This is a genomic window from Pseudoalteromonas sp. SR43-3 (genome assembly GCF_014163875.1).
Classification (GTDB): domain Bacteria; phylum Pseudomonadota; class Gammaproteobacteria; order Enterobacterales; family Alteromonadaceae; genus Pseudoalteromonas; species Pseudoalteromonas distincta.
Window position 1 is genome coordinate 330,362 of sequence record NZ_JACJEC010000004.1, and the last position, 23,170, is coordinate 353,531.

Genomic DNA, 23,170 nt, shown 5'->3' on the forward strand with positions numbered 1-23,170 from the left:
CACACTCGTTGTGCCCTGCATCCCCTTATTGTGAGCGGTAATAATACCCCGCTATGACACCTAAAAGAGATATAAATGATACGTTTAACCGAAATAAAGCTGCCACTTGATCATGACGAAGACGCAATTGGTCAAGCAATTGTAAATAAACTCAAAATCCAACCTGAACAATTGCACAGTTTTAATGTGTTTAAACGTGGTTATGATGCACGTAAAAAATCAGCTATTTTACTTATTTATACACTCGATATAGAAGTTGATAACGAAGCCGAGCTACTCGCAGCATTTGAAAAAGACCAACATGTAAAAGTAGCACCAGACACAAGTTATAAATTTGTAGCCCAAGCTAACAATAATATCAAAGAGCGCCCTGTCGTGATTGGTTTTGGTCCTTGTGGTTTATTTGCGGGCTTATTACTTGCTCAAATGGGCTTTAAACCCATTATATTAGAGCGCGGTAAAGAAGTACGTGAACGTACAAAAGACACGTTTGGCTTTTGGCGTAAACGCACACTTAATACAGAATCAAATGTACAATTTGGTGAAGGTGGCGCAGGTACTTTCTCAGACGGTAAGTTATACAGCCAAGTAAAAGATCCAAAGCATTATGGCCGAAAAGTCATTACTGAATTTGTAGAAGCAGGCGCACCCGATGAAATTTTATACGTAAGTAAGCCACACATTGGTACGTTTAAACTTGTCACCATGATTGAAAAAATGCGCGCTCGTATAATAGAGCTTGGCGGCGAAATTCGCTTTAGCACACGTGTTGACGATATTCATTTAGACGACGGGCAAGTAACAGGTTTAACGCTTTCAAATGGCGAGCAACTAAACACTCGACATGTTGTATTAGCCGTTGGCCACAGCGCACGTGACACGTTTGATATGATCCACAAAAAAGGGATTTATGTTGAAGCAAAGCCATTCTCAGTCGGTTTTAGAATCGAACATAAACAATCAATGATCGATGAATGTCGTTTTGGCACAAATGCAGGAAACCCAATTTTAGGCTCTGCCGATTATAAACTTGTTCATCACTGCGACAATGGCCGCACCGTTTACAGCTTTTGTATGTGCCCAGGTGGCACAGTAGTTGCGGCAACCTCTGAAGAAGGCCGTGTTGTTACCAACGGTATGAGCCAATATTCACGAAGTGAGCGCAACGCTAACAGCGCTATTGTGGTAGGTATATCACCAGAGCAAGATTTTCCGGGTGATCCACTTGCTGGAATAGACTTACAACGCAAACTTGAAGAGCAAGCGTATGAGCTTGGTGGTAGCAACTACGATGCACCAGCGCAGTTAATTGGAGATTTCTTAAAAGGTAAATCATCTGCAGACTTAGGTGAAGTACAACCCTCTTACACACCTGGTATTAAGTTAACTGACTTGAGTAAAGTGTTACCACAATTTGCAATTGATGCCCTTCGCGAAGCGATACCAGCGTTTAATAAACAAATTCGTGGCTTTTCAACTAACGACGGTTTATTAACCGGTGTTGAAACACGTACTTCGTCGCCTATTAGTATTAAGCGTGATAAAACATTCCAAAGTATTAACACCAAAGGGCTTTACCCTGCAGGTGAAGGCGCAGGTTACGCTGGCGGTATTTTATCAGCGGGTATTGATGGTATTAAAGTAGCTGAAGCAGTCGCACTGTCTATGTTAGAAAGCGCTTAAACCTCTTTTTTAAGCTGTTTATCGAAAAGCCTCACTTTGTGAGGTTTTTTTGTGCTAAATGTATAGAAAATAATAACAACTCAAGCACCTCAACAATGATCAAAACATTTACCTTTTCGTTGCTTAGTGTATTAGCAATTTTTAACGCTAAAGCACAAGAGCTAAAAACCATCGATGAAATCCACAGTGCATATAAAAATAATTCTATTAATGCACAGCAACTCACCCAAAATTATATAGACCGAATTAATAAACTTAACCCACAATACAATGCAGTTATTAGTATTGAGCCTACAGCGATTGCTCAAGCTAAAACGTTAGATGAACTTGCCGCCAAAGGAACTTGGGCTGGACCATTACATGGAATACCTGTACTTCTTAAAGATAATATAGAAACAAAAGGCACACTTCCCACAACGGCTGGCTCTTTAGCACTTAAAAATAACGTTACTAATAATGATGCTTTTGTTGTTAAACAACTACGTAATGCGGGCGCTATAATTTTAGGTAAAGCTAATTTAAGTGAATGGGCAAATTTTCGTTCATCCTATTCATCGTCAGGCTGGAGTGCCGTAGGCGGACAAACACATAATGCGCACGATGTAACACGTAATCCATGTGGTTCTAGTGCAGGCTCTGCTGTGGCAGTCGCACTTAACTTTGCGCCCATAGCATTAGGGACTGAAACAGACGGTTCAATTACGTGCCCTGCCTCAGTAAATGGAGTTTATGCAATAAAACCGAGTATGGGCCAAGTATCACGCTCAGGCGTTATACCTCTTTCAAGTAGCCAAGATTCAGTAGGGCCGATGGCGCATTCACTTAAAGATGCATTGCTGGTTTTATCAGTTTTGCAAGGTGAAGACTCCCTTGATGCAACAACTACAGGGTTTGAATTAAAAACAGGTAATCTAAAATCAAAATCGTCACTTATTATTGGTGCACTGCCTAGCGACAAATTTACAGTTGAAACGCAGCGCCTTTATGCCAAGCAGTTACAAGCATTAAAACAGGCTGGGCACACTATTATTAATGTAGATATTACTGATAACTTAGATACGCTATTTGTTGATGAATACTATATTTTACTTTACGACTTTAAAGCCGAAATTAATCATTATCTTGCAATCACTCCAGCACAAGTGGGTGTAAAAAGCCTAAAAGCACTTATTAATTTTAATATTCAAAATAAAAATACAGAAATGCCCCACTTTGGGCAAGATATCCTAGTTCAATCGCAGGCTATTGATTTAACAAACAAACAAAAATACCAAGAGACTAAAGAACGCTATCGCACTTTAGCAACGACAGCCATTGTTAATGTATATAAAAACAACAAGCTTGATATTGTTATAGCGCCTACAGTATCACCCGCCTGGAAAACAGACTTAGTTAATGGTGATAATTTTAATGGCAGTAGTAGTTCGCTATCTGCTATTGCAGGCACAACGCACATAACTCTGCCTGTCGGAAAAGTAAGTGGTTTACCGGTTGGTTTGTCCATAATAGCAAATAAAGAGGGCGAGCAAGCGGCTTATTTATACGCAAATATTATTGATGAGGTGTTATCACCAGGCACAAAAAAACCTGAGTAAACTCAGGTTTTTTAAACTAAACGGCGTTAACTATGACTTTTTGAGTGACAGTTTTTCGCCTTTTAAGCTTTTACGAACGCTTGAAATACGTGAGCGATTTACTGCTCTCGCTTCACCGGTTGCTTGTCCTGATAACTTGTTAGAACGTGTACGGCGTAAATGCGCTGGTTTTTTACCAATTTTATCAATTAGTACTTCACGGTTACTTACTTCGTAACCTTCTAAATATACACGTTTGATTTTTTGACCGATTAACGTTTCAATTTCAAACAAAGTGTTTTCTTCTTCGCGGCTAACAAATGAGATTGCTTGACCTTGGCGACCAGCACGACCTGTACGGCCAATGCGGTGAACGTAATCTTCTGCAAGCCAAGGTAAATCAATATTAATTACACGAGGTAAACCATCAATATCAATACCGCGAGCAGCCACTTCTGTAGCTACTAATACACGTACTTTGCCTTCTTTAAATTCACGTAAAGCACGACGACGGTTACCTTGAGATTTGTCACCGTGGCAAACGCCTGCCGGAATACCATCAAGGTTAAGCTCTTTAACAAGCTCGTCAGCTGTTTCTTTCATGTTTACGAAGACAAGCACTTGTTGCCAGTTTTTCTTACCAATCAATTCAGAAAGTAGTTCTTGCTTACGACGTTCTTCAACAGGGTAAACAACATGCTCAACAGTACTTGCTGTACTGTTAGTTTGATCAACACGCACTATTTCAGCTTGTTTTAATACTTTAGATGCAAATTGTTTAATTGCTGCAGGGAAAGTAGCAGAGAAAAGTAAAATCTGGCGCTCTTCTGCACAGCTTTTAATCACGTTTTGCATGTCTTCAATAAAGCCCATATCAAGCATACGGTCGGCTTCATCAAGAACAAGGTGCTTAACACTTGCAAGGCTTAAGTTACCTAAACGAATATGATCAAATAAACGACCTGGTGTTGCAACAACAATATCAACACCTTCTTTTAAAGCGTTTGCTTGGCCGGCGGTACTAACACCACCAAATAAACTAACGACTTTAAGTGATGTATGCTTTGCAAAATCTCTAAAATTATTTGCAATTTGTTCTGCAAGTTCACGCGTTGGAGCAAGTACTAACGCATGAGGTGCATTCGTTGTGCTGAGTTCAGACTCAACCAATTTTTGGATGATAGGTAAAGCAAACGCGGCAGTTTTGCCGGTACCAGTTTGTGCACTGGCTAAAACGTCTTTACCTTTACGAACAGCAGGGATTGCTGCGCGCTGAATGGGCGTAAGAGTGTGATAGTTAAGTTCGTCCAACGCCTGGATGATTTCAGGAGCGAAACTAAAAGATTTAAAATTCATGCTGTATAACCTACGGCCACATTATCAAGGGTCGCAAATTATACAGCAAAAACGAGTCAACAGTTAGCTTTAAACTGGATTAAAAGCTAAAAATTAGTTTGTTAAGTCATTAAAATATTGATTATCAACTCAAGAAAGCGTTAATACCTCATTTTGTTTTAATAACTGTGCTTTACCACCGACAACTTCACGTTCGTTAAGCTCATTTATTAATGGCAAACCTACTTTTTGTTGCTCATCACTAAGCGGTAAATACGGTAATCTAAATACTGGATTTACTGCACCTGTCATCATCATCGCAGTGTTAATAGCAATAGGGTTTGGCTCACAGAACAACCAGTTCATTAATGGTTGTAACGACGCATTTAGCTCGTTACTTGGCGTATCCATTAACTGACGAAATAACCCAGGTATTAAGTTAGAAGTAACCGAAATAACACCGTGCGCTTTATGTGTGTGGCGCGCATCGTGACTTTCGTCATCGTTACCCGACCAACATGCAATACCTTGCTGCTCATAGTGTGCAATGCGCTCATTGCCGCCACATTCTTTAATACCAATTAGGTTCGAGTGCTGTGCTAATGGTTCAATAATATCAGGTGTTAGGTCTTGACCTGTGCGACCGGCTACGTTGTAAATAAAGGCAGGTCCAATATCAAGTACGCGTTTAAAGTGCTCTTTAACACCCGCGATTGACGTACGTCCGTAATATGGGTTAATTTGCAGTGCTGCATCCATACCGCTGGCAAAGCCATATTTAGTTGCTTTAATCGCTTCACGGGTGTTGTTACTACCGGTATTACCAACAATAACCAGTTTGTCACCATACTTGTTTGCACTGTGCGCTATAAGCATTAAATGCTCTTCCCAGTTCATTAACTGGCCTTCGCCTGTTGTGCCACCGACTACAATGCCATCAACGCCCGCTGCAATTTGTATTTCAACGAGTTCATCGTACTTTGCGAGATCAATTTCACCGTTTGCTAAATATGGCGTTTTAATAGCTGTAATAAGGCTTGCTTGTTTAATTTGGTCTAGGGTGCGCATAAAAATTCATTATTTATAAAACTTGCGCTATTTGTAACATACTTGCCGGTATTTTTGGAGGTATAAGCGCACATTTAATTGTAAAATCGCTTGTGTTATTGAGTTTGGTAATACAAAATGAATAACTGTATATATAGACAGTACTTTTATTTTTAACGATACCAGAGGCTTTATGCGTTTATCTGACTACTTAGCAACTCATTTTTATAACACCGATGAACTGTGCCAAGCATTAAACATAGATGCAGATACACTTTTAGCTTGGCAAGAGCGAAGTGTGTTCCCCAAACCAAGTTACTGTATTAAAAGTCAACTTAGCTGCAGCTCATATTCGGGTTTGTATGAATGCGAAGAATATGACGACTATTATCCGCGCGGCTGTGTTAATTGGGGGCAAGGTCTTTTAAAACAAAAAATAGAATCATCAAGCCATGCTTTTAATTATTTTGCGCAGCAATATACTGCAAGCCTAACTAAACTCGCTCAGCAAGGATTTACGTTTAGCGAAGAGCTATTTGGCTGTGAAATAGACGAGCACTTACAGCAAGTTTGGCAACAGTTTTTATGCAGTAAATATGGCGTACTTACTCAAAATGGATTAATAGACGAAATAGTCTCGGTAGACATTGGCAGGCTATTAGTTGACGACATTACAGAACTGCGCAGTAAAGCGAGTTTAAACCAAGAAGAAAGAGCGCTACTACACCCCGCCATGAAGCTTTTAAACAAAGCGTTAGGGCATGGCGCCGATCATGAAAAACAACACACATTACGCACCCGCTATATAGATGCGCTTATTTTAAAATATGATTTATCTATTAAGTAACGCTAAATTTACTTTGATAAAAACGTAGTGCTAACAGACCCTAAGTCTTCGTAACTAACCGTGGTTAACTGATCTGTATTAAGCTCAACAACACCACAATAAGAGCCTGTTATAAACACTTGCCCAGTTTTTAAATTAATTCCCTTTGCTGATAAGTAATTAACCGCCCAATAAAGTGGAAGCTGTGCAAGTTCTGCAGGATGCACACCTGCCAAGTTTAACTCCAGCTCAGTTTGCTTAACGTTAATATTTACAGTATTTGCGTTATACGCTTTGGCTTTATCTATTTGTGGGCCTAAATACACGCCTTGATTAGATAGGCCATCAGCCAGCTTTTCAATGTGAGTGCTTGGAGTGCCTTCATCAAACCTTTTTTGAATAAGCTCAAGTGCTAAATGGGCGCTGGCAAATGCAGTATCTACGTCTTCATTTGTATAGGTTTTATTACTTGGTAAATCGCTTTGTAAAATAAATGCAATTTCTGGTTCTATCAGCGCTTTGTTATTTGTTGTATACAGTGGGCAATTTTCAGCTTGTTTTATAGGTGCATGTAAAAGAGGCGCTAATATAATTGAGCCATCATCTAAAGGCAGCATACACTTCCAGCCATATACAGTTTGATCATTTAAATAAATCATCAACTTTTGTACTTCAATCGCATCGTCAGTCGAGTCTAGTACTAACTCTTTAGGAAAGTTTGAACGCGCTGGGTTTTCTTCTCTTTGTGCTAATAAGTGAGTAGCAATTAGTTTTAGCTGTATTGAGTTGTTCACATAAATCTCTTTAAAATACGTTACTGGTTAAGCAGTAAATAGGAAGGGTTACATTATTCATATATTAGTTTAGGCATTGGAACATCATGTTAAATGCCTATAATTAAAATTGTATTTAAAACAAAACGTGGTAATTATTTAAGTATCAATAGATTTAAGCGATCGTAAAAACAGCCCTAAGCCACCAAACGCTAAAATTATAATAACAATCAAATCAAACGACGTCATAGTTCGCATACTAAATCGAACACTCGATATAACACCAAATATGAGTGCGGTTAACGAGCCAAGAGATAGCACCCAGCCTAAAATATTTTTAGAATTATAAAAAATCAGACCCACACCAAAAATAAACGGGATCATAACCATGCCGCCTGTAACGCCAAAGCCACCTAAAGCATTAACACTATAAATGCGAGAACTTAGTTCAAAATTAGAGGTCACCGAAATTGCGTTTAGCAGCATATAAAATCCACCGCACATCATAATTAAACCAATAAAAAAATGCCCAATACCACCAGAGCTTCCACCAGCACCTTTCATTATTAATTATTCCTTTTATATTTTTAACTTAATAGTTTTAGATGGTAATTGCTCGAGTATTAACATTGACCGAAATATACATAATCAATGAGTACACACGCGAAAATACTTATCGCGTAATTACATGCCAAATAACATAAAACCAAGACAAAAAACCGTGCAAAATTGCCCATAAAACAGACTCATTAGCACTCCATGAAATAGCAATTGCTAGGGCCGTACCAAAAGAGACTCCATATTTTACTATCTCATTTTTTGAATTTCTCATTAGTTATATTCCTAATTTTTAACTTATACCAATCTGCTTATATATGGGGTCTATTTAACGTTAAGAAAATTACGCTAGAACTAGGCAAAAATTTTTATATCTAGTTGTTCTAAATAAAAAATTTTTAACGACGTTATAGTGCAATTTAATTCGTTAAATTGATCAAAGATTTATGCAGGTTGGTATTATTAGCTGCTTGATTTGCTTACTAAAACTGACAGTTCTTTACCATCAACATTAATACTTGCTTCTTTGCCTATTTCAACAACTAAAGAGGGAGCCATATGTTTTCCACCTAGTTTTAGGTCAGTTGCTAAACTAACAGTAGAATCATCAATTGGCGTTACTGTAAGAGCAAAACTATACAAATTATCAACTGAAACTGACGCCTCTTCATTTGAATTGACTACTAAAACAGGTGAACCAATTAAGTTTTTATTATCATAAAATTTAGCATTCACTACAAAACTATCATTAGCTTGTGCAAATGAGGCAAAGCCTAACAACGCTACTATTGCGATTAATTTTTTCATTATTATCTCCATATAAATTATACAGTTTAAAGCTGTTAAGGCTTTATTGGCTGTGATTTTTTAGCTAGCAATTTACCAGATAATGATTAAAAACTTATGTTTTAGCTCTGATGACATAACCAACGCCCAGCGAACTAATATAGAACAACACTCCAAATACACTAATATCAATGAGTAGCTTTAGAATGTCAAAAGTATCTGTAAACACAAGATACTCAAAAGCAAATAAGTGAAATATAACTTTTGATCCGAAATACGCAGTTAATAAAGGGATTACAAAAATAAGAATAGATTGATTTGATTTATTAATTTCCATACCCATGTCTCCATTATTAGTTTAATTAACTCAGCTCTAAAAATATAACACACAAAAAATATATAAATAGTTTGCTATTTTGAGTCTCTTATTCAGTACCACTCGAACTATTTACGGCTGACTAAAATGCCATGTTATATTTCTATAATTTACACCAGAGAATTTTAATGTAAACAACAAATTAAATAGGCTATTTATTAGAGTGGGTTGTGATAGCAAAACGACTCTTAATAAAGTTATGAACCTCTTTTGATTTCGAAGCACTACGAATGCGAATTAACAAAAAAGAGTCCTAATAGGTTTCATTGATATTGGCGAAGTTGGGTATTTAGGCAGGTTGGAGTGTAAGAATAAAAGGTGATGTAAGATAACAGCACCTATTTGAGTATTTACTTTATGATATGTAATTTAGCTAAGTATTTTAATACGTACCATAATAGGCACTATAAAAAGAATTTAACCAATTGATTTATATACATCAATACTACTATTGGTTAAAAGCCCAGTAACTTGCGTACCAAATGCTTTAAAGTGTGGCTCGTTTTTATGCGCTTCAAAGTGCTCGTCAGACGCCCACTGTTCGCTAACAACATAATCGGTATGTTCATCATCACTTTTTACAGATAGTTCATAACGTAAGCACCCTACTTCTTGGCGCGATGACTTTTGTAAGTTTTCAAGTGCTGTAAGCATCACATCTGCATCAATATTTTTGCACGACAGTGCCGCTATAACCGTTAACATGTGTATTCCTTTTAAAAGTTAAGGTGTAGATAATCTACACCTTAAAATATTTAGTTTAACTTTGCGTTTGAGGTAAGTTTACTGATCCCACTGCGGCGCAAAGTCTGGTGTTGCTTGGCGGTCGCCACAATCAAGACCATCAATGCGGGCTATGTCTTCATCATCTAACTTAACGTGGTCGTTAAAGTTATCTTCTAAGTTTTTGCGCTTAGTTGATGATGGAATTGTCGTCATGCCGCTTGCGTTAACCCATGCTAAAACAACTTGTGCTGGACTTGCATCGTGCTTTTTAGCAATGTCGATAATGGTTTGATCTTTAAGTACTTTGCCTACTACAAATGGCATGTACGCTGTCACGTGTATATCGTGCTGAGCACAAAATGCACGCAATTTAGTATTAGTTAAATATGGGTGAACCTCAACCTGATTGGTAAATATTTCACGCGAGTCAAGTGTTTGCATTGCTTCATTTAAGTTTGCAATGGTGAAGTTTGATACACCAATGTGCTTAGTTAAACCAAGCTGCTTCGCTTTTAGTAATTCAGTGAGGTATTCACTCATTGGCTCGTCGTTAGCAGGCGATGGCCAATGAACTAGCAGTAAGTCGACCGAATCAACTTGTAGCTTTTCAAGTGACTTTTTAACGCTTGGGATAAAGTCGCTTTTATTTAATTTGTTATTCCACACTTTGGTGGTTAAGAATATTTCACTGCGCGGAATATTACTATCTTTTATGGCTTGACCTACTTGCTCTTCGTTGCCATAAATTTGTGCGGTATCAATATGGCGAAACCCAACTTCGAGTGCCATTTTTACTGAGTTATAGGCAGTGTCGCCCTCTAAGCGGAATGTTCCCATACCTAGTTCTGGCATTTCTATTACACGTTTTGTCATGGTTTATCCTTATAAAATAATCGGTTTTGAAATACAAACTTTTAAAAGTTTTACGAAATACACCTTTTACTTCTTATTACGACTGTCACTTAAAAATCTATGACCTCATAACATGTATGAGGTCATTAATTTTAGTTTCAAGGTTAGGGTCTGTTAATCTTTAGAGATTACATTTGCAGCAGTGTATTTGGTATTTAGGCAAGGCAGAGCCTATGCAGTGTGGTTGTTCCACATTAATAGGCGATAACGCAGCATAAATGCCAAATACGCGCTGCCTGTAGGTTCTTCCTAGGGTGGATTTACTCTTTGTCCCTCGATTTTTACTTAGCCCACTAGGTTACAAACCTCGCTCCGTGATTAAATCATCCCTAGATTGAACAAATTTAATCCTAAAAGGTCAACAGACCCTGCTAAGGCTTTATGCTTGCTGAATTTCACGTTTATCAAGCATACCGCTGTAGCGTGTAACACCAAGTGCTAAAACAGAGATAACGGCGCCTATCCATGCTGTATCTTGCAGGGTCATGTTCTCTACTACGCTACCGCCAATAATTGAGCCAAGTGCAATACCAATATTAAATGCGGCTATGTTTAAACCTGATGCAACATCTACCGCATTGGGCGTGTGCTTTTGCGCTTGCTTTACTACATAAAGTTGCAAGCCTGGCACATTACCAAAAGCAAATGCGCCCCATACTAAAATAGTAAGTACAGCAGCAATTTTTGATTCCATCGTAAAAGTAAATATCATTAAAATAATACTCAAAGCGCTGAATATAATGCTCAGTGCGCTAATTGGGCTGCGTTTGTCGGCCAACTTTCCACCCCAAATATTACCTACCGCTACCGATACACCGTAAACAAGCATTATTAAGGCAATAGCCGAAGGCGCAAAACCTGTTTGTTGCTCTAAAATAGGTGCTAAATAAGTAAACGCTGTAAACGTGCCGCCATAGCCCAATATCGTCATTAAATACACCAGTAATAAACGCGGTTTTACGATTACTTGTAGTTGCTCTTTAAACGTCGCTGGTATTGATTGTTTTAAATTTTTTGGCACTAAAATAGAGCTGCCGATTAATGCAATTAAACCTAATACCGACACAACTAAAAACGTTGCACGCCAACCAAAGTGTTGTCCAATCCATGTACCTAGTGGCACACCAGTTACGAGTGCTACAGTAAGCCCGGTAAACATAATGGCTATTGCACTGGCTTCTTTGTCTTTGCTTACTAGACTTGTGGCAATCATCGATCCGATTGAAAAAAACACACCATGGGCAAGCCCTGTTAAAATGCGCGCAAGTATTAATGTTTCGTAACTTGGCGCTTGCCATGCAAGTAAGTTACCTAAAACAAATAAGCCCATTAAGCTTATTAGTACCACTTTACGATTCCAACGACCCGTTAAAGCCGTTAGCACCGGCGCACCGATGGCAACGCCAACCGCATATAAACTTACAAGCAAACCTGCTGAAGGTAGGCTTACGCCTAAGTCGTTTGCAATGGTGGGTACTAATCCCACTATTACAAACTCAGTTGTTCCGATTGCAAATGCGCTTAAGGTAAGCGCCCACAAAGCCAATGGCATAGTTATATCCTCATTAATATTTGAAGAATGTAGTTTGGCTAAAATATCGTTTGCAAAAAATAGCATTAGTGACAAAATACTTTTGTTAATAATGCAAAGATGGTGTTGGTATACTTATGGCAGTTCATTCAAAAACTGAAGATTTAGAAACGTTTATAACGGTAGTAGATTGCGGAAGCTTTTCCGGGGCGGCTAACTTGCTCGATCAGCAGGTGGCTAAAGTGTCGCGAGCTGTATCACGCCTTGAAAATACACTGCAATGTACTTTGCTAAACAGAACAACACGCCGGTTAGAGCTTACCGAAGAAGGCCATACTTTTATAAAATTTGCACGCGAAGGGTTAAATACGCTTTATACCGGTGAAGAAGCCATAAAGCTTTTAAAACAAGCGCCAAGTGGCAAGCTGCGAATAGATGCGGCAAGCCCTTTTGTATTGCACCAACTTACACCTTTAATTGGCGAATTTGCCAAGCAATACCCCCACATAACGCTTGATATAACCTCACACGACAGCATTATTGATTTACTTGAACATAAAACCGATTTAGCCATACGCATTGGTGATTTAAAAGACTCAAATTTACATGCTCGTAAACTTGGCAGCAGCCAGTTACGTATTGTAGCCAGCCCAGAATATATAAAAAACAACGCAACAATTACGCAAATAGATGACTTACAAAATCACAAGATAATTGGTTTTAGTGACTCCCCTAAATTAAACACTTGGCCGTTAGTAAAGCCCGCTTTATTTACGTTTTCGCTTAGCGCAAGCAGCGGCGAAACAGTGCGGCAACTATGTATTGCAAACCAAGGCGTTGCGCTACTTTCTCACTTTATGATTGGCAATGATCTAAAAACAGGTAAATTAGTTGAAGTGTTACCCAGTGCAGTTAGCTCACCTAATAACCGAGAAATTATACAAGCCGTGTATTATAAAAATAGTGCGGTATCGTCTCGCATTACAGCGTTTTTAGATTTTATAAAGCCCAGGCTTAGTTTATAAATTTTGGGCATTGATGTGCTTATCAAATATTTCACATTATTTTTTGACGCTTTTTAATAATCAAAAAGTATAAATAATAAAAGTCGCAATTAAAGGTATTAATCAAAATGGATTCTTTAACGCAGGTAGCATTAGGTAGTGCTGTAGGTTATGCGGTATTAGGCAATAAAATAGGTCGAAAAGCCGTTTTATGGGGAGCAATTTTAGGCACACTTCCTGATTTAGATGTATTTTTGCCTTATGGTGGCTCTGTAGAAGCATTTACTTACCACCGTAGCTTTAGCCATTCGTTATTAATACATTTATTAATTAGTCCGCTCATTGTATGGCTAATATTAAAAATACACGCGGGAATGCAAATTTATAAAGTGCGCTGGTTTTGGCTAGTATTTTTAAGTTTATCTACACATGCCATATTAGACAGCCTAACGGTATATGGTACACAATTACTTTGGCCTTTTACTGAGTATCCCTTTGCGGTTTCTAGTGTGTTTATTATTGACCCCGCTTACACGCTTCCTTTATTAATTGGCGTAATATGTACGCTAATACCCAAAATACAAGCAGCAACGGCTTATCATATAAATGCAGCGGCCTTAGTTTTAAGTAGTCTATATTTATTTTGTGCTTTAATTTTAAAAGTAAGTATTGATGACAAGGTAAAAACAGCACTCAACAACAGGCAAATACCAGTAAATGCGTATATTAGTACGCCTGCCCCGCTAACCACTTTGCTGTGGCGTATTGTTGTGATGTCTGACGGACAATACTACGAAGGTTATGCATCAGTATTTGACGTGCCCAACGATGTTACATTAACGCCTTATCAAACAACGCCTTCATTGTTAAATAATATTAGCGATGAATGGGCTATAAAGCGCTTGCAGTGGTTTACTAAAGGGTTTTATTCGGTGCGTCAACAGCAAAGCAATATTGTACTTTCTGATTTACGTATGGGCATGGAATGCAACTATGTGTTTAATTTTGTAGTGGGTCAAAAAAATGATTCAGAGGTGAGCATTGGTAACTTTGAAAAAATAAGTCAAAGACCAAACTTAAACAATCTTCATAAAATATGGGACAGGATTTGGCAACCAAATGTGTCTTTAGCATCACCCTCTGCAAAAAATGACTGCAATAGCCAATAACTACCTATTATAAGATTCGTACTAGCATGAGGAAGTTAAGTGAAGTTCAAGCAGCAATTAAACTAAATAGCTCACTAAAGTGATTGCTGCTTTTTTTGCTGATACATTGCAACATCAGCATCTTGAATCATATCCTCAACCGATTTACCTGTATCGTATTTAAAGTGTGTTACCCCTACACTGTAATCAATTTTGTATGGCTTATTTAAGGTATTATTGGCATGCGCAATTGCATCCGCAAACCTTTGTAAAACAAACTCAGCTTTTGTTTCATCTAAATCACTTAGCATTACTACAAACTCATCTCCGCCAAGTCTGCCTATTACTTCACAATCACAAAATGAACTAAGCATAATTTGCGCAAATTTATTCAATACAAAATCGCCTTCGTGGTGTCCATAAACATCATTAATTTGTTTAAACTTATTAAGATCAAACAATATAAACGACATTGATACTTTGTTTCGCCTACATACATTTAGCGTATGCTCAGCAAGGTTCAAAAAGCCACGCCGGTTAGAGATTCTTGTTAACTCGTCAATTGTAGCTAGTTGAATTGATTGAATCTCTTGCTCAACCAACGTGCCTAAATCTCTTAGTAATTGTTTTTCTTCATCATTAAGGTGTCTAGGTTTATTATCGGCAAGGCATAAAGTGCCTATAATAACCCCTTGCCTTAATTTTAAAGGAAAGCCTGCATAAAAGCGTACTTTAGGATCGCCTGCAACAAAAGGGTTATCATAAAACCTTTTATCTTGGGCTGTATCTGGGATTATTAAGAGCTCGTCTTGATTTATGGTATGGCCACAAAATGAGGTTTCGCGAGGAAGCTCAGGCGCATCAAGCCCCTGCCTAGATTTAAACCATTGGCGGTCTTCGTCAATTAAAGTAACCAATGAAATAGAAACATTAAACATACGCTTGGCAATACGAGTAACACGATCAAAGCGCTCTTCATGCGACGTATCTAGAATTTTTAATGTTTTTAACGCATGTAATCGCTCTGCTTCGTTACTTGGGATCTCAGGTTTAATCATTAAAGCTCAATTAATTTTAAGTGTTTTATGAATTACGAAATGGGAGCGAATATTTTCGAGTATATAACCCATAAACTTATTTAAATTATAAACAGTCTGTCTATTAAAACTAGAACATTACCTTAAAATAGCAATAAATACTTATGAATATCAGTAAGTCGTACCTAAATAAAGATAAGATTAAATCCGCAAAAAATTATGATGAAAACAGGTGGGAGTAGTGGTTGATACAACATTACTACTTTCTAGTTAAAAAGTAGTAGTGGCTATTTAGTTTTATTTAAATAACCACTGGATTTGGCATACTTACAAAAATAAACACTTTAATTTTGGTGCTCATATTGTCCACGGTAAACTTCAAATACTTTTAAAACAGTATGTTGCTCTTTAGTTAGGTTATCAAACCAAGTATCAAACAGCTCATCATCTTCTTGCTCACTAAGTGCCATATACCTTGCTAGTAACTCTACAATATCATTGTGGTTGCAGGTTAACGGATTTACTTGTTGCGCCAAGGTACTGTGGTCGCGCTCTCTTAGGGTTTCCATCACCCCTTGGTCAATTTGTTCTTGTTGTTGTGTTGCGTCACTCATACATAACCTCTGTAATAACTTTATAACCGTATTTGTTAACGTTTTAACTCTTAAATATAGTTATAACAGCCTAAACGCCAATAGCCAGCATTTTTAATTCAAGTGCTTATTTTTTGATTTATTTGCACAAATAGCCAGCAATTACGCCCCTTTTGGGGAGCATTTAAATAATTTGCAATGAGAGAATAAATACGTTAAATTAAAATGATACATTATCACATATCATTTATTGAGGCGTATTATGAAACCAAATATTCATCCTGATTACCAAGTGGTTGCTTTTCACGATACTGCTGCCGATTCTTACTTTATTATTGGCTCAACCATTAAAACAAGCCGCACAGTAGAAATAGACGGTAATACTTATCCATATGTACCTATTGACGTATCAAGTGACTCACACCCATTTTATACAGGCAAGCAAAAAACTGTTGCTACAGATGGCCGTGTTGCGCAGTTTAACCGTCGTTTTAAAAGTTTATCAACTGTTAAAAAGGAAAAGGTATGAAAGTATTAAGCTCTCTAAAAAGCGCCAAGCAACGCCCGGGGTGTCAAATTGTAAAACGCAAAGGTCGTGTATTTGTAATTTGTAAAAACAACCCACGCTTTAAAGCAGTACAAGGAATGAAAAAGAAATAAGTTAAGCCGTGGAGCACTATACAGAATTAGGTAGCCTGTTAAAGCTACCTAATTTAGGGAGGATTATTTTACCACTACTGAAAACTCTGGCACTGCCTGAATTACTTTTTTTACCGTACAGGTATTAACGGCTGCAATAAGCGCCTTTTTATATTTATCAGGAAAACCGTCTGGTAGGTTAATCTCAATTGAAAATAACTTTTTACCGTTATCATCTACATTTTCATTATTTTGAGTAAGCGTCATACCTTGCGTTGAAATATCACGCTGCTCACAAAATTTACGTGCATAAAAACCTGCACATAAAACCATACTTACTAAAAAGTAATCAAACGGTTCTGGATGCTCTGCGTTGCCACCAGCGTTTACACTTTGATCGCTGATTACTTCTAGGTCGCCAAATTTAGCGCTTTGCTTTTGGCCTTCTAACATTGAAACTGAAATTTCCATTGTGTTTCCTTATATTTATTGCTGCAGATACTTTTAACGCAGTTAGCTTAAAAGTAGCGACTAAAGATACATATAGTTTAGGTTTATGAACCGAACAGTAATTCAAAGAACCCTGGAGGCTCATGTAGCTCATGATATTTTTTACGTAAATTATCTATATTTTTTAACGGTTCTTTTGCTGCACTTAGACCCTGCTCGTTCGCTGCTTTTTTAGCAAGCTCAGCTTGGGCAATCACTTTATCAAGGCCCTGCAATGACTGCTCAGGCTTTTTGTAAAACTTACCTGTTTTACTTACTTTTACTAGCTTTATAAATTCATCAATCGCAGTATTAAATTCACTAAGTTGAGTTGCCTGTACTGCTTGTTTATACGCAAGGCCCGTATTTTTCATATTTATTTCAAGATCGACAGATTGCTGCGCAAAAGACATTGAACTAAACAACAAGGTAAAAATAATAACTAAATACTTCATGGTCAAACCTATTAATTAAAGACAGCTAAATTGTACCAAGTTTACGCGCTAAAGTAACTTAAGGAGCAATTGAGACCCCCAAAACTGTAAAGGGGGTTTACACGTTTAGAGCTTTTTAAAGATTAATAATGAAAAATATTCAAACTTCACTTTATTTGAAAATAAAGCCTTACATTAAAGTCATTTTAAAACGGGATTTACATACATAATACTTACAACTAAGTACATATAACACTCACCGCCTGCTCTTTATATAAATTAGAATATTCCTAACTACTTTTAACTAAAAAATAATTGCTATAAAAACCATCTCTAAAATTATAAAAACTATAAACATGTAAACAGCATAAATACAAAACAAACCCACCATGTAAATTAACCATAAATAGCCACCTAATCTCCCCCCCCCATAAACTAGTGTAAAAAAGGCAATAATAGCCATTCAAATTATTTCAAGTTGCTTATTTAACAGTAAGTTACTTACTTTTAATAAGATTATCAGCATGCAATAATCGCCGCCCTCATAACAAAAGTTATAGGTTTTTATCTAATACAGACTGTATTAAGTAAAAATAAATATCGTATTAAATTACTATAAAATGTCCTTTGGGAAACACATGAAACGTCATAATTTACTTTCTAATAGCATTAAATGTGCATTAATTACTGCTGCTGCAACAGCAAGTAATTCTGTGCTTGCACAAGATGAGCAAGCAACAAAAATTGAACGCGTTGAAGTAACGGGTTCACGTATCTTACGTGAAGGTGCTATTGCACCTGCACCAGTAACAGTTATAAGCGGCGAGCAGCTAATTAATACTGGCGCTGTAAACATTGGTGAAGCGCTAAACAATTTACCAGCACTTGGCAATACATATTCTATGGCTAACTCAGGCCGTTTTATTGGTACCGCTGGTTTAAATATTCTTGATTTACGTAACATGGGTACAGACCGTACTTTGGTACTTGTAAATGGTAAGCGTCATGTATCAAGCTCTGCAGGTTCTCAAGCTGTAGATACCAATACTATTCCAAGTGTATGGGTTGAGCGTGTAGAAATTATCACTGGTGGTGCATCCGCTGTATATGGAGCTGACGCGGTAACAGGTGTTGTAAATTTTATACTAAAAGACAACATTGAAGGTATGGATTTTAGTGTTACCCGAGGTTTTGCCGATTTAAACAGCTACAACAACGAAAAAGCGACGTTCTCGTACGGCTCTAATTTTGATAACGGCCGTGGTAATGCAGCTTTTGCTATTGAGTACTCTGGCCAAGATTCATTAAATGCACTTGACCACCCTTGGACTAGCACATCTTTTAGCAGCTTACCTAACCAAGCCCAAACGGATGAAAACAAAAATAGTGCTGACTTTCCTGATGATATTTTAACACCTAATGCGGGTTATTACGCCATCAATGATTCAGGTGTTTATGCACTTGAAGATCCAACTAAGTATATTAATAGCTTTAACCCTGATAGCAGCGCACGTGATTTATACATAGGCAATAACGCAGATCCATATTCATGTGCAGAATGTGACTTTTTTAACTTAGGCCAATTTGAAGAAATACAACCTGAGTTTGAACGTTACAACGTAAACTTTAAAGTTAACTACGATGTGACCGACGATTTAAACGTCTACTTTGATGCAAAATACGTAAACAGCCAAGGCGAAAGCATAGGTCAACCTGCGTTTTTCTTTTTTGACAGCGACAACAGCATTAACATTGATAACCCTTACCTAGACCCAGCCATCAAAGCACGTATGCAAGAGGAAGGTGTTGATTCAATCATGGTTAACCGCATGATGAGTGACCTTGGCCGCCGCATTGAAAACAATACGCGTGAAACAACGCGTTTTGTTACCGGCTTAAAAGGGACTGTTTTAGAAGATTGGGAATTAGATACGTCAGTTGTATACGGCCAAACAGATCTAGAGCGTGAAAACGGCGCTAACATGATTTTAGCCAACTACTTTAATGCACTTGATGCCGTTGAAGATACAAATGGCAACGTAGTATGTCGTAGCGCTGCTGCGCAAGCTGACGGATGTGTACCTGTAAATATTATGGGTTTTGGCGCACCATCTCAACAAGCTATTGATTACATAAATACGGTATCAGTTGGTACTTCAACAATTAAGCAAACAGTTGTTTCTGGCTCACTTGCTAATGGCGCTATTTTTGAATTACCAGCAGGTTATGTAGGTATTGCATTTGGTGCCGAGTACCGTAAAGAAGAAAGCGAAACTAAAGAGCCAGATAACGCAGAAGGTACTTTCTTTAACGCACTGGGCGAAGATAAAGGCTCGTTCAACGTACGCGAAGTATTTTTTGAAGCGACGATGCCAATTTTAACTGACTTACCGCTTATCCAAGATTTAGTATTTGACACTGCAGTACGTCATGCTGACTACAGTACGATTGGCGAAGCAACTAGCTGGAAACTTGGCCTTGATTGGACTGTAAATGATGAGCTACGTGTACGTGTAACTCAATCTGCAGCACTTCGTGCGCCAAACATTAGTGAAGTATTTGGGGCAGCAAGTCAAACTTTCTACAATGTAGACGACCCGTGTCGCGCCGACAACCTAGGTGACTTATCAAACGGTGCAACACGTACTGCAAACTGTGCCGCATTAGGTGTAGCGAGTGACTTTAACTCAGGTTACGATGCAGCCTCATTAGATGGTTTAACTAGCGGTAACCGCGATGTAAAAGGCGAAGAGTCAACAAGTACAACTGTAGGCATTGTTTACCAACCAGAGTTTTTAGAAAACGCGCTGCTTACTATTGATTACTGGGAAATTGAACTTGAAGATGCGATTGACACAATCGACGCGCAAGACATTCTTGATCGCTGTGTTGATAGCGCAACAGGTATAAACAATCAGTACTGTAACTTAATTACACGTAATGCTAATGGTGAAATTACTTTAATACAAAACTCTGTATTAAATGTTGCCGGCCAAAAAGCATCAGGGATAGATTTTGAACTAGGTTACGACTTTGACGCGCTTGAAGGTAGCTTCAAAACCCGCTTAATTGGTACCTACTTAATTGAACGTAAAGATTACCCGTTCCAAGACGACCCTAGTAACTACATTGAATACGCAGGTACTACAGGTGAAGCTAAGTGGCAAACTAACTTATCTGTAAGTTATGTTATGGATAACTTTTTCTCAACAGTTGAAACACGCTTTTTAAGTGAAGTAGATTTATATACAAATGTTGAGCTTGAAAGTAACTCGAACCCAAGTAACCAAATGTCTTACGGTAAATACTTTATTACCGATATGACTGTTGGTTACAACTTCGATAGCGGCTTAGGCGTTAAAGTAGGTGTTGATAACGTATTTAATCGTAAACTTCCGTACGGTTCACGTGGTACAAGCGCGGGTAGCGCAAGTTACGATAACATTGGCCGCTTTGGCTACATTAACTTAAGCTACAGCTTATAATTAATAAAATAACTTATTAGGGCGTGTTGATCATTGGTGGGTGAATTTGCAGCAGTATGTTTGGTTTTTAGGCAAGGCAGAGCCTATGTAGTGTGGTTATTCCCCATAAATAGGCGATAACGCAGCATAAATACCAAACATGCGCTGCCCGAAGGGTTCTTTCTAGGGGCGATTAACTCTTTGTTGCCTACATGGATGTAGGTAAGGGGCGTGAGCAGGACGCGGAAGCTTTGCTCGGTTTTTACTTATTCTTACATGGATGTAAGCCAGTAGAATAACGCAGGAGCAGTTATCGAGCCCACTAGGTTACAAACCTCGCGTCGCGATTTAATCGCCCCTAGATTGAACAAATTTCAATCCACAAAGATCAACACGCCCTAGTTAAAACAAAGGCTCGCAGTGCGAGCCTTTTTTAATACATTTTATTTAATATTACTCAGCCACACGCTTTGGTATGGTTCCAGCTCTATTGTTAATTGGCTTTCTTCAATCGTTTTATCTGCCACCAAATCAAACCACTTTTGGGTGTTAATTAAGTTTAAGTCGGCTAATGTAAGTGTTTGTGGTTTATCGCTAATGTTATAAACACAAAATATGCTTTGGCGTCTGTCTATACTTTGTCGCCAAAAACCAAATAATCCGCCTGCTAAATGCAGCGTAAACTGTGTAGCATTTGGGTGGAAGGCACTTTGCTTTTTGCGTACTGCCAATAAACTTTTTATGCCGTTAAACACTTTATGATGATGACTGTACTTTTCACCAATTGCCGCCAGTAGCTTTGACTCTTGCCAACGATGGCGGTTAATAGCACGGTTATGCTGTGAATTTTCAAAGCGTTCGTAATCGTTAGTTGTACCCAACAAACTATGAATATAAAGCCCTGGGATACCTTCAAGCGCAAACATAATTGCGTGAGCACACATAAACCGCTCCAGGCCAAACTTATCTGGGCCATTGTGCGTTCCTTGGAGAGCATCAAATAAAGCAATATTTAGCTCGTACGGTGTATGCGTTCCATCGTTACTGGTTCGCATAGATACACGACCACCAAATTGCATAGTGGTACTTACTAGTGACGCCACTTCGCTGGGTTGCAATAAACCTTCAATTGGTCTGAGCCCTATTCCATCGTGCGAGGCTATAAAATTAAAGTATGCCGTACCATTTTGCGCAGGCGGCATGCTCATCATCCAATGCTTAATTGCAGTGCTATCGCCACTAAGTAATGTATGAAGCAATAAAGGCGGCAGTGCAAAGTTATAAATACTGTGCGCTTCGTTGGCATTACCAAAATAAGACAGGTTTTCTTGATTTGGAATATTGGTTTCGGTAATTATAACTACGCTCGGCTCTGCGTGCTCAATAAGTGTTCGCATTAGCCTTACGGCTTCATGTGTTTGCGGCAAGTTAATACAACTTGTATTAAGCTGCTTCCACAAAAATGCGACCGCATCGAGTCTAAATAAACGCACGCCATTGTCTAAATAATGCCTAATTATTCCCACAAACTCTTTAAGTACATCAGGATTGCCAAAGTCAAAATCAACCTGATCGTGACTAAACGTACACCATACGTGCTTTTCACCGCTTGGCGTTGTTACAGTATTTAATAACGATGAGGTTCGCGGGCGTACAACTTGGCTTAAATCATCCGTTAAGCTCGCCGTTTTGAAATAATCTTTACCCGGGTGTAAATCATTTAAAAAGTTCTCAAACCATACACTTCTGCTTGAGCAATGGTTAATAACCAAATCCGCCATTAGCTTTACATCTTTAGCGATATTTCGAATATCTCCCCAATCACCCAAGGACTCATTCACTTGCACGTAGTTCATTACGGCAAAGCCTTCGTCTGAGCTGTACGGGTAAAATGGCAATATGTGCAGCGCATTTAACTGCATATCACATTGCTCTTTTATAAACCTGTGTAGTGTTTTAAGCGGTGCCTCCATTGGGCTCGATACTGCAAATTCACTATCATCGTGTTTAATAATAGAGTCGCCATAAGCAATCAATACTATATCTTGTTCATCCCACCGGTTTGTATGGGGTGTCGGGTCGCGCAGTGCATTGCTACCTAGTATAATTTTAATGAGTTGCTGAGCAAGCTCAGTAACCGATAAAGGCAGCTCAACACCCTCATAAATAATATGAAGATGTTGCTCTACTCGTTGTAAAAATAATTCGCTAACTGTGCTCACATGCGCCCCTAAT

At 38.2% G+C, this 23,170-nt stretch carries 21 protein-coding genes; 8 read left to right on the forward strand and 13 right to left on the reverse strand.

What is annotated here, in order from left to right; genetic code table 11:
- Nucleotides 1-75: 75 nt before the first annotated feature.
- Together H5088_RS07845 and H5088_RS07850 are read left to right on the forward strand one after the other, a co-directional pair.
- Complete coding sequence (locus H5088_RS07845) at nucleotides 76-1,683, forward strand: NAD(P)/FAD-dependent oxidoreductase (protein ID WP_182752619.1); 1,608 nt, start codon at nucleotides 76-78, stop codon at nucleotides 1,681-1,683.
- Between the two features lie 95 nt (nucleotides 1,684-1,778).
- Nucleotides 1,779-3,278: an amidase family protein gene (locus H5088_RS07850; RefSeq protein WP_182752620.1), complete on the forward strand. Its 1,500-nt coding sequence runs from the start codon at nucleotides 1,779-1,781 to the stop codon at nucleotides 3,276-3,278.
- A 30-nt stretch (nucleotides 3,279-3,308) separates the two neighbouring features.
- On the opposite strand, the gene H5088_RS07855 is transcribed toward H5088_RS07850, so the two are convergent.
- Both H5088_RS07855 and dapA read right to left on the reverse strand, forming a co-directional pair.
- A complete protein-coding gene (locus H5088_RS07855) occupies nucleotides 3,309-4,613 on the reverse strand; it encodes a DEAD/DEAH box helicase (RefSeq protein ID WP_002958629.1) in 1,305 nt (434 codons plus the stop codon).
- A 129-nt stretch (nucleotides 4,614-4,742) separates the two neighbouring features.
- Entirely contained in the window at nucleotides 4,743-5,660 is a 918-nt protein-coding gene (gene dapA, locus H5088_RS07860) for a 4-hydroxy-tetrahydrodipicolinate synthase (RefSeq protein ID WP_182734785.1), read from the reverse strand.
- A gap of 172 nt (nucleotides 5,661-5,832) precedes the next feature.
- On the opposite strand from dapA, the gene H5088_RS07865 reads away from it, so the two are divergent.
- Nucleotides 5,833-6,486 carry a DUF6058 family natural product biosynthesis protein gene (locus H5088_RS07865; protein WP_002958653.1) on the forward strand — a complete coding sequence of 218 codons (654 nt, stop codon included), beginning with the start codon at nucleotides 5,833-5,835 and terminating at the stop codon, nucleotides 6,484-6,486.
- An 8-nt stretch (nucleotides 6,487-6,494) separates the two neighbouring features.
- On the opposite strand, the gene H5088_RS07870 is transcribed toward H5088_RS07865, so the two are convergent.
- From H5088_RS07870 to H5088_RS07895, 6 genes are all read right to left on the reverse strand, one after another.
- Nucleotides 6,495-7,259, reverse strand: coding sequence for a 2-keto-4-pentenoate hydratase (locus tag H5088_RS07870; RefSeq protein WP_154902882.1), 765 nt, complete (start codon nucleotides 7,257-7,259; stop codon nucleotides 6,495-6,497).
- Nucleotides 7,260-7,397: 138 nt separating this feature from the next.
- Complete coding sequence (locus H5088_RS07875) at nucleotides 7,398-7,802, reverse strand: hypothetical protein (RefSeq protein WP_182752621.1); 405 nt, start codon at nucleotides 7,800-7,802, stop codon at nucleotides 7,398-7,400.
- 456 nt (nucleotides 7,803-8,258) lie between these two features.
- Nucleotides 8,259-8,603, reverse strand: coding sequence for a hypothetical protein (locus H5088_RS07880; protein WP_182692515.1), 345 nt, complete (start codon nucleotides 8,601-8,603; stop codon nucleotides 8,259-8,261).
- Between the two features lie 772 nt (nucleotides 8,604-9,375).
- Nucleotides 9,376-9,663: a putative quinol monooxygenase gene (locus H5088_RS07885; protein WP_002958660.1), complete on the reverse strand. Its 288-nt coding sequence runs from the start codon at nucleotides 9,661-9,663 to the stop codon at nucleotides 9,376-9,378.
- Nucleotides 9,664-9,741: 78 nt separating this feature from the next.
- Nucleotides 9,742-10,557 carry a 2,5-didehydrogluconate reductase DkgB gene (gene dkgB / locus H5088_RS07890; RefSeq protein ID WP_154902884.1) on the reverse strand — a complete coding sequence of 272 codons (816 nt, stop codon included), beginning with the start codon at nucleotides 10,555-10,557 and terminating at the stop codon, nucleotides 9,742-9,744.
- A 418-nt stretch (nucleotides 10,558-10,975) separates the two neighbouring features.
- On the reverse strand, nucleotides 10,976-12,148 hold the full coding sequence (locus H5088_RS07895) for an MFS transporter (RefSeq protein ID WP_182752634.1): 1,173 nt from the start codon (nucleotides 12,146-12,148) through the stop codon (nucleotides 10,976-10,978).
- A 116-nt stretch (nucleotides 12,149-12,264) separates the two neighbouring features.
- On the opposite strand from H5088_RS07895, the gene H5088_RS07900 reads away from it, so the two are divergent.
- Both H5088_RS07900 and H5088_RS07905 read left to right on the forward strand, forming a co-directional pair.
- On the forward strand, nucleotides 12,265-13,152 hold the full coding sequence (locus H5088_RS07900) for a LysR family transcriptional regulator (RefSeq protein WP_182692513.1): 888 nt from the start codon (nucleotides 12,265-12,267) through the stop codon (nucleotides 13,150-13,152).
- A gap of 107 nt (nucleotides 13,153-13,259) precedes the next feature.
- The gene (locus H5088_RS07905) at nucleotides 13,260-14,300 is read left to right on the forward strand and encodes a metal-dependent hydrolase (RefSeq protein ID WP_182752622.1); all 1,041 of its coding nucleotides are present in this window, start codon (nucleotides 13,260-13,262) and stop codon (nucleotides 14,298-14,300) included.
- 74 nt (nucleotides 14,301-14,374) lie between these two features.
- Here the strand turns inward: H5088_RS07905 and H5088_RS07910 are convergent, their stop codons facing one another.
- A complete protein-coding gene (locus H5088_RS07910; protein ID WP_182725352.1) occupies nucleotides 14,375-15,337 on the reverse strand; it encodes a sensor domain-containing diguanylate cyclase in 963 nt (320 codons plus the stop codon).
- Nucleotides 15,338-15,660: 323 nt separating this feature from the next.
- On the reverse strand, nucleotides 15,661-15,930 hold the full coding sequence (locus tag H5088_RS07915; RefSeq protein ID WP_039487544.1) for a hypothetical protein: 270 nt from the start codon (nucleotides 15,928-15,930) through the stop codon (nucleotides 15,661-15,663).
- Between the two features lie 241 nt (nucleotides 15,931-16,171).
- Here H5088_RS07915 and H5088_RS07920 point away from each other — a divergent pair, with 241 nt between their 5' ends.
- Both H5088_RS07920 and ykgO read left to right on the forward strand, forming a co-directional pair.
- Complete coding sequence (locus H5088_RS07920) at nucleotides 16,172-16,438, forward strand: type B 50S ribosomal protein L31 (protein ID WP_182712301.1); 267 nt, start codon at nucleotides 16,172-16,174, stop codon at nucleotides 16,436-16,438.
- The gene (gene ykgO, locus H5088_RS07925) at nucleotides 16,435-16,569 is read left to right on the forward strand and encodes a type B 50S ribosomal protein L36 (RefSeq protein WP_002958669.1); all 135 of its coding nucleotides are present in this window, start codon (nucleotides 16,435-16,437) and stop codon (nucleotides 16,567-16,569) included. Before H5088_RS07920 ends, ykgO begins: the two co-directional genes overlap by 4 nt.
- A gap of 63 nt (nucleotides 16,570-16,632) precedes the next feature.
- Here the strand turns inward: ykgO and H5088_RS07930 are convergent, their stop codons facing one another.
- The gene (locus H5088_RS07930; protein WP_002958670.1) at nucleotides 16,633-17,019 is read right to left on the reverse strand and encodes an OsmC family protein; all 387 of its coding nucleotides are present in this window, start codon (nucleotides 17,017-17,019) and stop codon (nucleotides 16,633-16,635) included.
- An 83-nt stretch (nucleotides 17,020-17,102) separates the two neighbouring features.
- Nucleotides 17,103-17,492 carry a cytochrome b562 gene (locus H5088_RS07935; protein WP_039487539.1) on the reverse strand — a complete coding sequence of 130 codons (390 nt, stop codon included), beginning with the start codon at nucleotides 17,490-17,492 and terminating at the stop codon, nucleotides 17,103-17,105.
- 617 nt (nucleotides 17,493-18,109) lie between these two features.
- Here H5088_RS07935 and H5088_RS07940 point away from each other — a divergent pair.
- Nucleotides 18,110-20,956: a TonB-dependent receptor domain-containing protein gene (locus tag H5088_RS07940; RefSeq protein ID WP_182752623.1), complete on the forward strand. Its 2,847-nt coding sequence runs from the start codon at nucleotides 18,110-18,112 to the stop codon at nucleotides 20,954-20,956.
- A 422-nt stretch (nucleotides 20,957-21,378) separates the two neighbouring features.
- Here the strand turns inward: H5088_RS07940 and H5088_RS07945 are convergent, their stop codons facing one another.
- Nucleotides 21,379-23,157: a sugar phosphorylase gene (locus H5088_RS07945; RefSeq protein ID WP_182716889.1), complete on the reverse strand. Its 1,779-nt coding sequence runs from the start codon at nucleotides 23,155-23,157 to the stop codon at nucleotides 21,379-21,381.
- Nucleotides 23,158-23,170 lie beyond the last annotated feature (13 nt).